12 protein-coding genes are annotated in these 14,038 nt (G+C 68.0%); 2 read left to right on the top strand and 10 right to left on the bottom strand.

Annotated features, from left to right (window positions below):
• Positions 1–31 precede the first annotated feature (31 nt).
• Genes pgl through tkt form a run of 5 tightly spaced genes read right to left on the bottom strand, consistent with a single transcriptional unit; the run spans position 32 to position 6,473 of the window.
• Positions 32–787: a 6-phosphogluconolactonase gene (gene pgl / locus AC5Y4F_RS13135; RefSeq protein ID WP_499997175.1), complete on the bottom strand. Its 756-nt coding sequence runs from the start codon at positions 785–787 to the stop codon at positions 32–34.
• Positions 784–1,695, bottom strand: coding sequence for a glucose-6-phosphate dehydrogenase assembly protein OpcA (gene opcA / locus AC5Y4F_RS13130; protein ID WP_067936719.1), 912 nt, complete (start codon positions 1,693–1,695; stop codon positions 784–786). The genes pgl and opcA overlap by 4 nt, the downstream gene beginning before the upstream one ends.
• Positions 1,695–3,239, bottom strand: coding sequence for a glucose-6-phosphate dehydrogenase (zwf, locus tag AC5Y4F_RS13125; RefSeq protein ID WP_067936688.1), 1,545 nt, complete (start codon positions 3,237–3,239; stop codon positions 1,695–1,697). Before zwf ends, opcA begins: the two co-directional genes overlap by 1 nt.
• Entirely contained in the window at positions 3,236–4,357 is a 1,122-nt protein-coding gene (gene tal / locus AC5Y4F_RS13120; RefSeq protein ID WP_067936691.1) for a transaldolase, read from the bottom strand. Before tal ends, zwf begins: the two co-directional genes overlap by 4 nt.
• Before the next feature lie 16 nt (positions 4,358–4,373).
• Positions 4,374–6,473: a transketolase gene (tkt, locus tag AC5Y4F_RS13115; RefSeq protein WP_499997173.1), complete on the bottom strand. Its 2,100-nt coding sequence runs from the start codon at positions 6,471–6,473 to the stop codon at positions 4,374–4,376.
• Positions 6,474–6,727: 254 nt separating this feature from the next.
• On the opposite strand from tkt, the gene AC5Y4F_RS13110 reads away from it, so the two are divergent.
• Positions 6,728–7,654 (top strand): heme o synthase, encoded by a 927-nt coding sequence (locus AC5Y4F_RS13110; RefSeq protein ID WP_067936696.1) that lies wholly within the window; start codon positions 6,728–6,730, stop codon positions 7,652–7,654.
• A 149-nt stretch (positions 7,655–7,803) separates the two neighbouring features.
• Here the strand turns inward: AC5Y4F_RS13110 and AC5Y4F_RS13105 are convergent, their stop codons facing one another.
• Complete coding sequence (locus AC5Y4F_RS13105; RefSeq protein ID WP_499997172.1) at positions 7,804–8,778, bottom strand: quinone oxidoreductase family protein; 975 nt, start codon at positions 8,776–8,778, stop codon at positions 7,804–7,806.
• Positions 8,779–8,797: 19 nt separating this feature from the next.
• Between AC5Y4F_RS13105 and AC5Y4F_RS13100 the strand changes: the two genes are divergently transcribed.
• Positions 8,798–9,460, top strand: a complete 663-nt coding sequence (locus AC5Y4F_RS13100; protein WP_499997170.1) for a DcsG N-terminal domain-containing protein — start codon at positions 8,798–8,800, stop codon at positions 9,458–9,460.
• Here AC5Y4F_RS13100 and AC5Y4F_RS13095 read toward each other — a convergent pair.
• From AC5Y4F_RS13095 to mptB, 4 genes are all read right to left on the bottom strand, one after another.
• Positions 9,410–10,339 (bottom strand): COX15/CtaA family protein, encoded by a 930-nt coding sequence (locus tag AC5Y4F_RS13095; RefSeq protein ID WP_499997456.1) that lies wholly within the window; start codon positions 10,337–10,339, stop codon positions 9,410–9,412. The two genes, AC5Y4F_RS13100 and AC5Y4F_RS13095, sit on opposite strands and share 51 nt — an antisense overlap.
• Before the next feature lie 174 nt (positions 10,340–10,513).
• The gene (locus AC5Y4F_RS13090) at positions 10,514–11,224 is read right to left on the bottom strand and encodes an ABC transporter permease (RefSeq protein WP_499997169.1); all 711 of its coding nucleotides are present in this window, start codon (positions 11,222–11,224) and stop codon (positions 10,514–10,516) included.
• A gap of 77 nt (positions 11,225–11,301) precedes the next feature.
• A complete protein-coding gene (locus AC5Y4F_RS13085; RefSeq protein WP_499997165.1) occupies positions 11,302–12,267 on the bottom strand; it encodes an ABC transporter ATP-binding protein in 966 nt (321 codons plus the stop codon).
• A complete protein-coding gene (gene mptB, locus AC5Y4F_RS13080; protein WP_499997163.1) occupies positions 12,264–13,970 on the bottom strand; it encodes a polyprenol phosphomannose-dependent alpha 1,6 mannosyltransferase MptB in 1,707 nt (568 codons plus the stop codon). Before mptB ends, AC5Y4F_RS13085 begins: the two co-directional genes overlap by 4 nt.
• Between the last annotated feature and the right edge of the window lie 68 nt (positions 13,971–14,038).

The following is a 14,038-nucleotide window of genomic DNA, read 5'->3' as shown; positions in this document are numbered from 1 at the left end:
GCGGGACCGCTTCGGCGGCCGGAGGGTGCGGTCAGCTGCGCCGCGAAGACCGCGACGGCAGCTTGGTCGCGGCGTCCTCGTCGAGCAACCACAGCGTGGTCTCCTGCCCGACCGCCCCGGCCGCCGGCACCGAGACGGGTGCGGCGCCGCCGACGGCGGCGGCCACCGCGTCGGCCTTGCCACCGCCGGAGACCATCAGCCACACTTCGCGGGAACGGGCAATGGCGGGCAGTGTCAAGGTGATTCGCTGCGGCGGCGGCTTGGGGGAGTCGTCGACCGACACCACCATGCGGCTTGTCTCGAGCACGGCCGGGGTGTCGGGGAACAGCGAGTTGATGTGACCCTCGGGGCCCATCCCCAGCAGGTGCACGTCGAAATTCGGAACCGGTTCGCCGGGCGCGGCATTGGCGGCCAGCAGCTGCTCGTAGGCCAGCGCCGCCGCGGCGAGATCATTGCCGAATTCCCCATCGCTGGCCGGCATCGGATGCACCTGGCTGGACGGGATGTCGACGTGGGACAGCAACGCCGCCCGTGCCTGTTTGTCGTTGCGCTCGTCGTCGTCCTCGGGGACGTAGCGTTCGTCGCCCCAGAACAGATGCACCGATGCCCAGTCAATCTCTCGCCCCACCAACGACTTCAGTAACCCGATGCCGTTGCCGCCGCCGGTCAGCACTATGAGCGCTCGGCCCCGCGCCACCACGGCGTTCGCGATGGTATCGGTCAGTCGCGCGGCGGCGGCGTCGACCATGGTCTGGCTATCCGGGAAAATCTCAATGCTGGTACTCATACGTACTGCACTTTCTCAATGCCTTCGAGCGCTGTTTGGTATATCTCGTCGGGATCCAGTCGACGCAGGTCTTCGGCGAGGCACTCTCCGGTTTCCCTGCGCGCCAAGGGGAGTAGCGCGTCCGGTCGGGCCGTTCGACTCAACGTGGCCGTTCTTCCCTCCTGCGGCCGGCTCAAGACGATGGTCTCGCTCTTGCGCACCAGTTCGATCTTCAGCTCGCCGACCTCCCGGCGCACCGGGCCGTCGATGCGGCTGGCCAGCCACCCCGCGAGGACGTCCAGGGCCGGCTCCGTTCCCAGACCCGACACCACCGCCGACTCGATCGGCTCGTGCGGCGCCAGGTCCACGGCCGAGGTGAGCAGCGCGCGCCAATAGGTGATGCGCGCCCAGGCGAGGTCGGTGTCACCCGCGGTGTATCCGGGCAGCCTGCTCTTGATCGCCGCCAACGGGTCAACCCCGTTGGTCGCGTCGGTGATACGTCGAATAGCCAACCGGCCCAACGGATCTTGTGCTGGGACCGCGGGCGCGACATCGGGCCACCAGACCACCACCGGGATGTCAGGCAGCAGGAAGGGGGTGACCACGCTGGCGGCGTGGCTGGACAGCGGCCCGGACAGCCGCAGCACCACGACTTCGCTGGCACCGGTGTCACCGCCGCCGCGCAGCTGCGCATCCAGGCGCGGTTTGTCCGCATACGGATTGCCCCTCATCGTCACGATGATCCGGCTGGGGTGCTCATGGCTGGCGTCGTTCGCGGCTTCCAGCGACTCTTCCACGATCTCTTCGCTGTCCGGCGCGATGATCAGGGTCAGCACCCGGCCCATCGCGACGGCACCGACCCTTTCACGCAGTTCGTCGAGTTTCTTGTTGACCGCCGTGGTGGTGGTGTCCGGCATATCGATGATCATCAGGGTCGCCGCCATTCCCGGTCGGTGCGGCGCAGCATCTCGAAGGCGGAGTCCGGACCCCACGTGCCCGACTCGTACGGTTCCGGTTTACCGTCGGCGGCCCAATTGTTGAGGACGGGATCGAGTATTTCCCAAGCCAATTCGACCTCTTCGTTGACCGGAAACAGGGACGGCTCGCCCAGCAGCACGTCAAGGATCAGCTGTTCGTAAGCTTCCGGTGACTCCTCGGCGAACGCCGAGCCGTAGGAGAAGTCCATGTTGACGTCGCGGACTTCCATCGCGGTGCCCGGCACCTTGGACCCGAATCGCAGCGTGACGCCTTCGTCGGGCTGCACCCGGATCACCATGGCGTTGGTGCCGAGTTCGTCGGTCATGGTCGCATCGAACGGCAGATGCGGCGCCCGCTTGAAAATCAGCGCGATTTCGGTCACCCTGCGGCCCAGGCGTTTTCCGGTGCGCAAGTAAAACGGAACGCCGGCCCAGCGGCGGGTGTCCACCTCGAGCGTGATGGCGGCGAACGTTTCGGTGGTCGAGTCCTTGGCGAACCCCTCCTCCTCCAGCAGCCCGACGACCTTCTCGCCGCCCTGCCAACCGGCGGCGTACTGGCCGCGGCTGGTGGTCTCGTCGAGGGGCTCGGCGAGGTGGGTGGCCGAGAGCACCTTGATCTTCTCGGCTTGCAGCGCCGCCGGGCTGAAGCTGACCGGCTCCTCCATCGCGGTGAGCGCCAGCAGCTGCATCAAATGGTTCTGGATCACGTCGCGCGCGGCGCCGATGCCGTCGTAGTAGCCGGCCCGGCCGCCCAGGCCGATGTCCTCGGCCATGGTGATCTGCACGTGGTCGACGTAGTGCGAGTTCCAGATCGGGTCGAACAGCTGATTGGCGAACCGCAGAGCGAGGATGTTGCGGACGGTCTCCTTGCCCAGGTAGTGGTCGATCCGGAACACCGACTCCTCGGGAAAGACCGCGTTGACAGCCTTGTTCAGCGCCTGCGCGCTTTCCAGGTCGTGACCGAACGGCTTCTCGATGACCACCCGGCTCCACCGCTTGCCCTGCGGGCGCGCCAATCCCGACTTGTGCAGCTGGTCGCACACCACCGGGAAGGACTTGGGCGGGATGGCCAGATAGAAGGCGTGGTTGCCGCCGGTGCCGCGCTCGGCGTCCAGCTTGTCCAGAGTCTCGGCCAGCCGCCCGAACGCCTCATCATCGTCGAAAGCGCCCGGTACGAAGCGGAATCCTTCGGCCAACCGATCCCAGTTCTCCTGCCGGAAAGGCGTGCGGCAGTGTTCCTTGACCGCCTCGTGCACGACCTTGCCGAAATCCTGGGTGCTCCAATCCCGGCGGGCGAAGCCCACTAGCGAGAAGCTGGGCGGGAGCAGACCGCGATTGGCCAGGTCGTAGATCGCCGGCATGACTTTTTTGCGGGCCAAGTCGCCGGTGACACCGAAGATCACCATCCCGCATGGTCCCGCGATTCGCGGTAGCCGCTTATCGCGCTTGTCCCGTAAGGGGTTATGCCATTGTTGCGCGGTGCGGGCTGGGCTCATTTGGAGGTGGAACCCAGCTGCTTCTGCGTTTCCTCCAGCAGCTCGTTCCAGGAATCCACGAACTTCTCCACGCCTTCGTTCTCCAGCACCTTGAAAACGTCGGTGAGATCGATGCCGACCCCCGAAAGCTTGTCGAACACTTCCTGCGCGGCGCCGGCGGTGCCGGTGACCGTGTCACCTTTGATCTCGCCGTGGTCGGCGACCGCGTCAATCGTCTTCTCCGGCATGGTATTCACCGTATTCGGCGCCACCAGCTCGGTGACGTAGAGGGTGTCGGAGTAGTCGGGATTCTTGACGCCTGTCGACGCCCACAGCGGACGCTGAACCCGGGCTCCGTCGGCCTTGAGCGCCTCGAAGCGATCTCCGCCCTCGAAGACCTCCTGGTAGGCAGCGTAAGCCAGCCGGGCGTTGGCCACACCGGCTTTGCCCGCCAGCGCCTTTGCATCGTCCGAGCCGATCTTCTCCAACCGCTTGTCCACCTCGGTGTCCACCCTCGACACGAAGAACGAAGCGACGGAATGGATCTTGGACAGGTCGTGGCCGGCCTCGCGAGCCTTCTCCAGGCCGGCCAGGTAGGCGTCCATCACCTGACGGTGCCGTTCGACGGAGAAGATGAGCGTGACGTTGACCGAAATCCCTTCGGCCAGAACGGTGGTGATGGCCGGGATGCCCGCCTTGGTGGCGGGGATCTTGATGAACAGGTTCGGGCGGTCGACGATCTTCCACAGCTCGACGGCCTGCGCGACGGTCTTCTCGGTGTCGGCCGCCAAGCGTGGATCCACCTCGATGGACACCCGGCCGTCCACACCGTCGGATGCCTCCCACTCACGCTTCAAAACATCGCAGGCGTTGCGGACGTCGTCGGTGGTGACCGTGCGGATCGTGGCGTCGACGTCGGCGCCACGCTCGGCGAGCTCCGCGATCTGGTCGTTGTAGGAATCGCCCTCCGCGAACGCTTTCTGGAAGATCGACGGGTTGGTGGTCACGCCAACGACGCTCTTGGTGTCGATCAGCTCTTGCAGGTTGCCTGATTCCAGCCGTTGCCGCGACAGGTCGTCAAGCCAGACGGATACACCGGCGGCGGACAGCGCCGCCAGATTCGGGTTCTGAGCGGTCATGTGAATTACCCTTTCCTCAGTTATCCACTACTTCTTCCGCGGCGGCCGCAACGGCTTCGGCGGTGAAGCCGAATTCACGGAATAAGGTTTTGTAGTCGGCGGATTCGCCGTAGTGCTCGATCGAGACGATCTTGCCGGTGTCGCCGACGAGCTTGTGCCAGCTCTGCGCGACGCCGGCCTCGACGGCCACCCGAGCCGACACGGTCGGCGGCAGCACGCTGTCGCGGTAGTCGTCGGGCTGTGACTCGAACCATTCGACGCACGGCATGGAAACCACTCGCGCCACGATGTCCTTGTCCGCCAACAACTTCTGCGCCTCGACCGCCAGCTGGACCTCCGAGCCGGTGGCGATCAGCACCACGTCGGGGTCTTGGCCGGCTTCTTCGCCGTCCGCTCCCAGGATGTAGCCGCCCCGGGCGACACCGTCGGCGCTGGTGCCCTCCAGGGTCGGCACATTCTGGCGGGTCAGGATCAGTCCGACCGGTCCGCTGCCATTGCCGCGGGCCAGTACGGTGCGCCAGGCGTAGGCCGTCTCGTTCGCGTCGGCGGGCCGCACCACCGACAGATTCGGGATGGCCCGCAGCGCCGCAAGGTGCTCGATCGGCTGATGGGTCGGACCGTCCTCACCCAGGCCGATGGAGTCGTGGGTCCACACGTAGATCGTGTCGATGTCCATCAACGATGCCAGCCGCACCGCGGGCCGCATGTAGTCGGAGAACTGCAGGAACGTGCCACCGTACGCCCGGGTCGGGCCGTGCAGCACGATGCCGGACAGGATGGCACCCATCGCGTGTTCGCGAACACCGAAGTGCAGCGTGCGACCGTACCAGTGTGCCGTGTAATCCTTGGTCGAAATGGACGGCGGCCCAAAGGAATCGGCGCCCTTGATGGTGGTGTTGTTGCTGCCCGCGAGGTCCGCCGAACCGCCCCACAGCTCCGGCAGTTTCGGTCCGATCGCGTTGAGCACCTCGTTGGAGGCCTTGCGGGTGGCGAGCGGGTCGGAACCGGGCTCCCAATGCGGCAGGTCGGCGTCCCAGCCGTCGGGCAGCTCCTCGGCCGTCAACCGGTCCAGCAGTGCCTTGCGTTCGGGTTGCGCCTGCGCCCAGGCGTCGAAGTCCGCCTGCCATTTCTCGTGCGCTTCCTTGCCCCGGTCCACCAGCTTGCGGGTGTGGGCGATCACCTCGTCGCGTACTTCGAACGTCTTGTCCGGGTCGAAGCCGAGGATCTTCTTGACGGCGGCCACTTCCTCGTCGCCCAGGGCCGCGCCGTGCGCCTTACCGGTGTTCATCAGCTTGGGCGCGGGATAGCCGATGATGGTGCGCAGCGAGATGAACGACGGCCGGTCGGTGGCCGCCTTGGCGTTGGCGATGGCCTCCTCGATCGCGACGACGTTCTCGCCGCCCTCGATCTCCTGCACGTGCCAGCCATAGGCCCGGTACCGCGCGGCGGTGTCCTCACACAGCGCGATGTTCGTGTCGTCCTCGATCGAAATCTGGTTGTGGTCGTAGAAGACGATGAGGTTGCCCAGCTGCTGGACGGCCGCCAGCGACGAGGCCTCCGAGGCGACGCCCTCTTCGATGTCGCCATCGGAGGCGATGACGTAGATGAAATGGTCGAACGGGCTGGTGCCCGGGGCGGCGTCGGGATCGAACAGCCCTCGTTCGAAGCGGGCCGCCATCGCCATGCCCACCGCCGAGGCCAGTCCCTGCCCGAGCGGGCCGGTGGTGATCTCAACGCCCTTGGTGTGCCGGAACTCCGGGTGCCCGGGGGTCTTTGATCCCCAGGTGCGCAACGACTCGATGTCGGACAGCTCCAGGCCGAAACCACCCAGGTACAGCTGCAGGTACAGCGTCAGGCTGCTGTGCCCGCAGGACAGGACGAACCGGTCGCGGCCCAGCCAGTAGGTGTCGCTGGGGTCGTGGCGCATCGTCCGCTGAAACAAGGTGTACGCCAGGGGCGCCAGGCTCATCGCCGTACCAGGATGGCCATTGCCGACCTTTTGCACCGCATCGGCGGCCAGCACCCGAATCGTGTCGACGGCGGCCGCGTCGAGCTCGGACCAGTCGTCGGGAAGGTGCGGTTGGGTCAGCGTGGAGATCTCTTCGAGTGTCGTCACAGACTCTGTCCTTGGGTCATCGAGCTGATCAATTCCACCCTAGTGCGGGAGGGCCGGCTCTTGCAGCGCAGGATTTCGGGTACCCACGGCCGGCAGATGTGAAAATTACGCGCCCGTCGCAACGGTCTAACATTCAGTTCGGAAATCCAGAGAAATCAGCCGTGTTGGACCCGCGGGCGGGCCATTGCCATAACGCGGTCTACCATCGTGTGTAGTAGATGCTGCGCGCCGCTGCGACCCCAAGGAGTTATTGCGTGAGCGTTCGCGGGCGCGTCGCGCCGAGCCGATTGCCAAGCCGAATGCAAGGCACGGTGCTGGCTTACCTGGCGCTGACCAAGCCGCGGGTCATCGAATTGCTGCTCGTCACCGCGATCCCGGCGATGTTGCTGGCCCAGCGTGGAACGGTGAACCCGCTGCTGATCGTCAACACGCTGATCGGTGGGATGCTGGCAGCCGGGGGCGCCAACACGCTGAACTGTGTGGCCGATGCGGACATCGACAAGGTGATGAAGCGTACGGCCCGTCGGCCGCTGGCCCGCGCCGCGGTGCCAACGCGTAACGCCCTGGTGCTCGGCCTGGTGCTGACGGTGGCGTCGTTCTTCTGGTTGTGGTGGACGACGAATCTGCTGTCCGGACTGCTGGCCATGGCGACGATCGCGTTCTATGTGTTCGTCTACACCCTGCTGCTCAAGCGGCGCACCTCGCAGAACGTGGTGTGGGGCGGCGCGGCCGGCTGCATGCCGGTGATGATCGGCTGGTCCGCCGTTACCGGCACCATCGGTTGGCCCGCGCTGGTGATGTTCGCCATCATTTTCTTCTGGACGCCGCCGCACACCTGGGCGCTGGCGATGCGTTACAAGGACGACTACAAAGCGGCGGGTGTGCCGATGCTGCCGGCCGTGGCGACCGAGCGTCAGGTGACCAAGCAAATCCTGATCTACACCTGGCTGACGGTGCTGGCCACGCTGGCGCTGGCGCTGGCGACGGGATGGCTGTACGCGGCGGTCGCCGTGGTGGCCGGGGTGTGGTTCTTGGCGATGGCCCACCAGCTGTACGCCGGCGTCCGCGCCGGCGAGCCGGTCAAGCCGTTGCGATTGTTCCTGCAGTCGAACAACTACCTGGCCGTGGTGTTCTGCGCGCTGGCCGTGGATTCCGCCATCGGCCTGCCGCACTTGTTCTGACTTTCGACCACTTCGGCCCACCCACTCCGCCGGGTGACACCCCTGCCTTTCAGCGACAACGGTTCCCGTGGGGACGTTGTCGCGCAGAGGCGGGCACAAATGACGGCATCCGCGGCGGCGGCGGGTGGGACTCCTGTGACTAGGCCGGTTCAGGGCAGCAGAACGATCGAGCCCGCCGTCTTGCGGCCCTGCAGGTCCCGGTGGGCTCGGGCGGCCTCGGCAAGCGGGTAGCGCCCGCCCACCTCGACGGTGATGTCGCCGCCGGCGATCGCGGTGAACAGTTCCTCTGCGCGCCAGCTGAATTCTTGTGCGGTGCGGACGAAGTGCGCCAGCGACGGCCGGGTCAGATACACGGACCCGGCCGCGTTGAGACGCTGCGGGTCGAACGGCGGAACGGGTCCGCTGGCCGCACCGAAGAGTGCCATGGTGCCCCGGATGGCCAGGCTGGCCAGGCTGGCGTCAAAGGTGGTCGCGCCCACGCCGTCGTATACCGCGGCCACCCCGGCGCCGTCGGTCAACGAGCGGATCCGCTCGCCGAACGCCGCGGGATCGTCAGGGTAGGGGAGCACCTCGTCGGCGCCGGCCTGGCGGGACAGGCGCTCCTTGTCCGGAGTCGAGACCGTGGTGATCACCCGCACACCGAGCAGGTGAGCCCACTGCGTCAAGATCAGGCCCACGCCGCCCGCGCCGGCGTGCACCAGCACCGTGTCGCCCGCCTGCACCGGGTACACCGACTTCAACAGATAATGGGCGGTCAACCCCTTCAGCAGCGCCGAGGCCGCCACGTCGGCGGTCACGCCGTCGGGCACCCCAGCGGTCAAATGCGCTGGGGCGGTAGCGTATTCCGCATACCCGCCGGACGCCGCGGCGCTGACCACGCGATCGCCGACGTCGAGCCCGTCGACGCCGTCGCCCAGTGTTTCGACGGTGCCGGCCAATTCCGAGCCGAGGATGAACGGCACCTCCCGCGGGTACTGCCCGGAGCGGAAATAGGTGTCGATGTAGTTGACGCCGATGGCCTCGGCCTTGATCAGGACCTCACCCGGTCCGGGCGTCGGTGTGGGCGCATCGACGTAGCGCAGCACCTCGGGGCCGCCGGTCTCGCTCACTTCGATTGCGTGCATGTGCTTATCATGCCCGGGCATGAAACTCGCCCGCCCGGACGTCTTCCATCCCCGCATCGTGCTGGCGGGGCCGGGCGGCGATGCGGACAGGACGGGCGATGACGCCGGCCTGGTGGGCGAGCTACGCCGGCGTGGTCTGCACGCGCGCTGGCTGCCCTGGGACGACCCGGAAACCGCCAGCGCAGATCTGGTGATATTGCGAGCTGTGGGCACCCGGGATCGGCGCGCCGAATTCCTTGCCTGGACACGCCGCGTACCCCACCTGCTCAACCCGCCCAGCGTGGTGGCGTGGAACCTCGATGAGCGGTATTTGCACGACCTCGAGGCGGACGGGGTGCCGACGACCGGGCCCGACGCAACGCCCGAAACGGCACTGATCTTCCTGGGGGGCGAGCAGTCGCACGCCTGGCCGGTCGAGCCGGAGTTCGAATCGTGGGATCTCGGCCACGCCGCGCTCGCCGCGGCCGCCGGGCGCGCCGGCATCGCAGCGGGGGAGCTGCTCTACGCGCGCGCCGACGTGGCCGGTGACCGCCTCGTCGGGCTCGACGTGGTCGCGCCGTCGTTGGGCTGGCGCCGGCTGGACACCGCGGCCCGCGAACTCGCCCAGCTCCGGTTTGCCCTGGCGTTGGAGTCAGCTTGCGAGCGGCTCGGTCTCGGCCCGCTCTCGCATCGAAGCCCATAGCGCCGCGGTGGCCGCCGTGCACGCCGCGGCCCCGGCCACATGCAGGGCGACCAGCACGGCGGGCACTCCGGTGTAGTACTGCGCGGTGCCGACCGCGGCTTGAGCGAGCACCAGTGCCAGCAGCACCGCGAGCCGCAGCAGCACCGGTCGGGCGGCACGCACCGCCAGCAGCCCGAAGCCAAGCCCCACCAGTAGCGACAGGTAGGCGATCAGCAGCGACGAGTGCAGGTGCACCAGGGTGTCGACCTCGACTTTCAGCCGGGGCACGGTCCGGGTGGGGCTTCGATCACCCGCGTGCGGCCCGGCGGCCGTCACGAGCGTGCCGGTGACCAGCACCGCGGCCAGGTTCAGGCCGGACAGTGCGGTCAGCGCGCGCAGCGGCCTGGCCACTCGCTGACGAACCGCTCCGGCGTCGGCTTCACCGACTTTCACGTACAGCAGCACCGCCAGCCACACCATCGTCATCGACGTCAGCAGGTGAACGGCCACCGTCCACCACAGCAGCCCGGTGCGGACGGTGATGCCGCCGATCACCGCCTGCACGACGGTCGACACCGGCATCAGCCAGGCATAGACCAGCACCTCGCGCCGCCGCCGCGCCCGGGTGACGGCCAGCACGGCCAGGGCAGCGGTGATCACCACGGCGAAGGTGACCATGCGATTGCCGAATTCGACGGCCTGATGGATGCGCGGCACCTCGGCGTGGGCCACCGGAACGAAGCTGCCCGGAAAGCACTGCGGCCAGGTGGGGCAGCCCAGACCCGAGGCCGTGACGCGGACGATCGCGCCGGTGATGGCGATGCCGCCCTGGGTGAGGATGACGGCCCCGGCGATCAGGCGCTGCACGCCCGGGCTGGGGTTGGGCAGCAGATCCACCAAGCGCAACAGCGTCCGTCCAACCACGGCCCGATCCTAAGGCACCGAAAACTACGGCCTGTAGTACGGCCGGTCGCGCCGAGACATAAACCATGCATGTCCGCGTCGGCGCGTCGTGTGCGTGGTTTATGTGTCGAGCCGGCCGGCGGCCCGCCCGAAGGAGTACGGAGGCCGACGTCAGGTGAAGCGGAACCAGCGCAGCGCGCTCAGCGCGCCCACCGCGCCCCATGCCACGAGCACGATCACACCGAACCAGTCCACCGACATCGTCATCGCCTGCGAGAGCGCCTCGGTGAGCGCGCCGGAGGGGGTCAGCCGCGCGGCCAGCTTGACCGCCGTCGGGGTGATCCCGGTCTCCAGCGTCAGCGCGCCAAGGCCCGCGAAGACGAACCACATCAGGTTGGCGACCGCCAGCACGATCTCCGCGCGCAGCGTCCCGCCGAGCAGCAGGCCCAGCGCCGCGAAGACCACGGTACCCAGTGCGATGACGCCCGCGCCCAGCACCAGGGCCGCCGGCGTGGGTCGCCAGCCCAGCGCAAAACCGATGGCGCCCAACAGGATTGCCTGCAGGAACACGACGGTGACCACCGCGAGTGACTTGCCGGCGATGATGCCCCAGACCGGAAGCGGGGTGGCGCCGAGCCGCTTGAGCGCGCCGTAGCGCCGATCGAAGGCGACCGCGATCGCCTGACCGGTGAACGCCGTCGAGATCACCGCCAGCGCCATGATGACCGGCGTGAAGGTCGCCGCGCGGTGCTGGCCGAACGCGCCGAGCGGCAGCAGCGTGAGCCCGACCAGCAGCGTGATCGGAATGAACATGGTCAGCAGCAGCTGTTCGCCGTTGCGCAGCAGCAGCTTGAGTTCCAAACCGAACTGCGCGGCGAGCATTTTCGGCACCGCGCTGGGCCGTGGGTCGGGAGCGAAGATGCCCGCGGGGAAGGCGTTCGATCCAGTCTCGTTGTGCGTCAAGGCCTTAACTTCCTGCCGGTGAGGTCGAGGAACACATCCTCGAGGCTGCGTTGCTCGACGCGCAGGTCGGTGGCCAGGACGTCGATCCGGGCGCACCACGCCGTGACGGTTGCCAGCACCTGGGGGTCGACGTGCCCCTCGACCAGGTACTCACCCGGCGTCACCTCGGTGGCTTTGTAGTCCTCCGGCAGCGCGGAAGACAGCAACGACAGATCGAGGCGCGGCGGCGCGCTGAATCGCAACTGGTCCTTCGCCCCGCTGCGCATCAGCTCCGTGGGCGTACCGGAGGCCACAATGGCTCCGTGGTCGATGATCACCAGCCGATCGGCGAGCTCCTCGGCCTCCTTGAGCTGGTGGGTGGTCAGCACCACCGTCACGCCGTCGCGGCGCAGGGCGTCGATCAGCTCCCAAACCAGCAGTCGGGCGTGCGCGTCCATGCCGGCGGTGGGCTCGTCGAGGAACACCAGTTCGGGGCGGCCGACCAGCGCGCACGCCAGCGCCAGACGCTGCTGCTGGCCGCCGGAGAGTCGTCGGTAGGTGGTGCGGGCGGCGTCGGTGAGGCCGAGCGTGTCCAGCAGCCACGCCGGGTCCAGCGGGTCGGCGGAGTAGGCCGCCACCAAGTTCAGCATCTCTCCGGCGCGGGCCGCGGGGTAGGCGCCGCCGCCCTGCAGCATCACCCCGATGCGGGTGCGCAGCCGCGCGTTGTCGGCTATCGGGTCCAGGCCGAGCACCTCGATGGTGCCGGCGTCCGGACGCACGAAGCCCTCGCACATCTCGACCGTCGTCGTCTTCCCGGCGCCGTTGGGGCCGAGCAGGGCCACCACCTCGGCGGCGTGCACGTCGAGGTCGAGGTTGCAGACGGCGTCCACGGCCGTCGCCCCGGATCCGTATTTCTTGGTGACCCCGCGCAGCCGCACCACTGCTTCAGGAGATACGCGCGATTCTGGAAAGGCCGAGCTCACGTGGAATCAGCGTAGGCGTCGCGCGCCGGCGTGGGCTGGGGGGGCGACGGTGTGGCCGGCGTCACCTTCGTGCCGCTGACGGGTCGGCCGTCGGTCTCGGCGCCCTGGACCGGGGAGCGGCGCCACGGCATTCGGGTATACGTCAGCCCGATGAGCGCGAGGACGATGACGGTGCTGGCCAGGGTGGCGTCGATGATCTGGAAGAGCGCGAACCGGTCGCCGTTGGCGGTCGGGCCGAAGATCCCGACGACCAAGCTGATGATTATGGCCGCCACCCGGAAGCCCGTGCGGGTCGCCCAGGCGGCCAGCGGAATGATCGCCCACAGCAGATACCAGGGCTGCACGACGGGGAACAGCAGCACCGTGATGCCCAGCGCGACACCCAGTCCGCCGATCGGGTGCAGCCGGCCGCGGAAAACGGCGAGCAGCAACCAGGCCACCATCACCGTGATGATCAGCACCCCGATCGCGCGGGTCAGCCCCAGTACCGCCGTGGTGTGGTCCCCTAGGCCCAGCAGGATTCCCACCTGCCCCGTGCCGAGTGCCAGCAGCGTGGGCGGCGACATCCAGCTCCGCACCACGTTGGCGGTGCCCAGCGTGTAGATCCAGCCGAACCCGAGGCCGCTGGCCCAGCCCACCAGTGCCATCACCGCCAGCGACAACGCCGCCATGCCGCCGCCCGTCAGCAGCAGCGCGCGCAGGGTCCCACCGCAGCGGTGGGCCAGCGCCATTGTGACGAAGCCCAGCGCCAGCAGGGAGGGCAGCTTCACCTGCGACGACAACACGATCAGGACGGCGCCGGCGACCAGCATCCCCAGCGGCTCCCAGTCCGGGCCCAACCGCTTCCACGACGCGGGCAGCAACCGAGGTGCATCGACGCCGCGCAACGCGAATTCGGCGCCGGCCAGCATCAGGCCCAGCATCAGCGCCTCGTTGTGCACGCCGGCCACCAGGTGCATGATCAGCAGCGGATTGGCTGCTCCCAACCACAGCGCGCTGACCTCGGCGACGCCGCAGCGCCGGGCCAGCCGCGGCGTCGCCCAGACAATCAGTCCCACGCCCAGCAACTCGACCAGCCGGTGACACAGCACGGCGGCGACGATGTTCTCGCCGGTGATCGCCGAGATGCCGCGCCCGATCCACAAGAACAGCGGGCCATAAGGTGCGGGCGTCTCGCGCCACAGCGTCGGTACCGACAGCGTGAAGATATGGGACAGGCCGAGTCCCGAAGCCGGCCCCACCCGGTACGGGTCCAGACCTTCCAACGAGATCTGGCTCTGCGCCAGATACGAGTAGACGTCCTTGCTGTACATCGGCGGGGCGATCAGCAGCGGCAGCACCCACAGCAGCAGGGTTCGGTCCAGTTCGCCGCGCGACATCCGCCGACTCCCCAGGGCGAACCGGCCGAGCATCAACCAAGCCAGCGCCATCATCACCGCGCCGGTGGTCGTCATGGTCAGCGACACGGTCTGGATCCGCGATGGGAGGTTGAGCAACCGGACCCCGAACGTGGGGTCCTGGACGACGGGCCGGGCCCCGGCGCCGAGCGCGCCGATCGCCATCACCACGGTGCCGGTCGCGCCGAACAGGCGGGTGCGGCGCAGCGCGGTGAGCTCGGTATCGTTCAGCGGCGAGCCCACTGCTTGCTCATCGCCGTGCAGACTCGCGATCGATGAGCTCAGCGTGTGGTGGCGGGCTGCCATCAGAGCAGCGTAGCCCCCGCGGTGAGCCGACTCGGCGGTGTGACCAGTGCAACGCGTACAGAGGGGAC

It is taken from the genome of Mycobacterium sp. NGS56, assembly GCF_059812425.1.
This window is presented reverse-complemented; position numbering and strand designations above follow the sequence as displayed.

Coding starts and splice junctions, on each gene's coding strand:
- AC5Y4F_RS13105 (WP_499997172.1), bottom strand. CDS start 8,778: ATGCACGCAATCGAAGTGAGCGAGACCGGCGGCCCCGAGGTGCTGCGC.
- mptB (WP_499997163.1), bottom strand. CDS start 13,970: ATGGCAGCCCGCCACCACACGCTGAGCTCATCGATCGCGAGTCTGCAC.
- opcA (WP_067936719.1), bottom strand. CDS start 1,695: ATGATCATCGATATGCCGGACACCACCACCACGGCGGTCAACAAGAAA.
- AC5Y4F_RS13100 (WP_499997170.1), top strand. CDS start 8,798: ATGAAACTCGCCCGCCCGGACGTCTTCCATCCCCGCATCGTGCTGGCG.
- AC5Y4F_RS13090 (WP_499997169.1), bottom strand. CDS start 11,224: ATGCTCGCCGCGCAGTTCGGTTTGGAACTCAAGCTGCTGCTGCGCAAC.
- pgl (WP_499997175.1), bottom strand. CDS start 787: ATGAGTACCAGCATTGAGATTTTCCCGGATAGCCAGACCATGGTCGAC.
- zwf (WP_067936688.1), bottom strand. CDS start 3,239: ATGAGCCCAGCCCGCACCGCGCAACAATGGCATAACCCCTTACGGGAC.
- tal (WP_067936691.1), bottom strand. CDS start 4,357: ATGACCGCTCAGAACCCGAATCTGGCGGCGCTGTCCGCCGCCGGTGTA.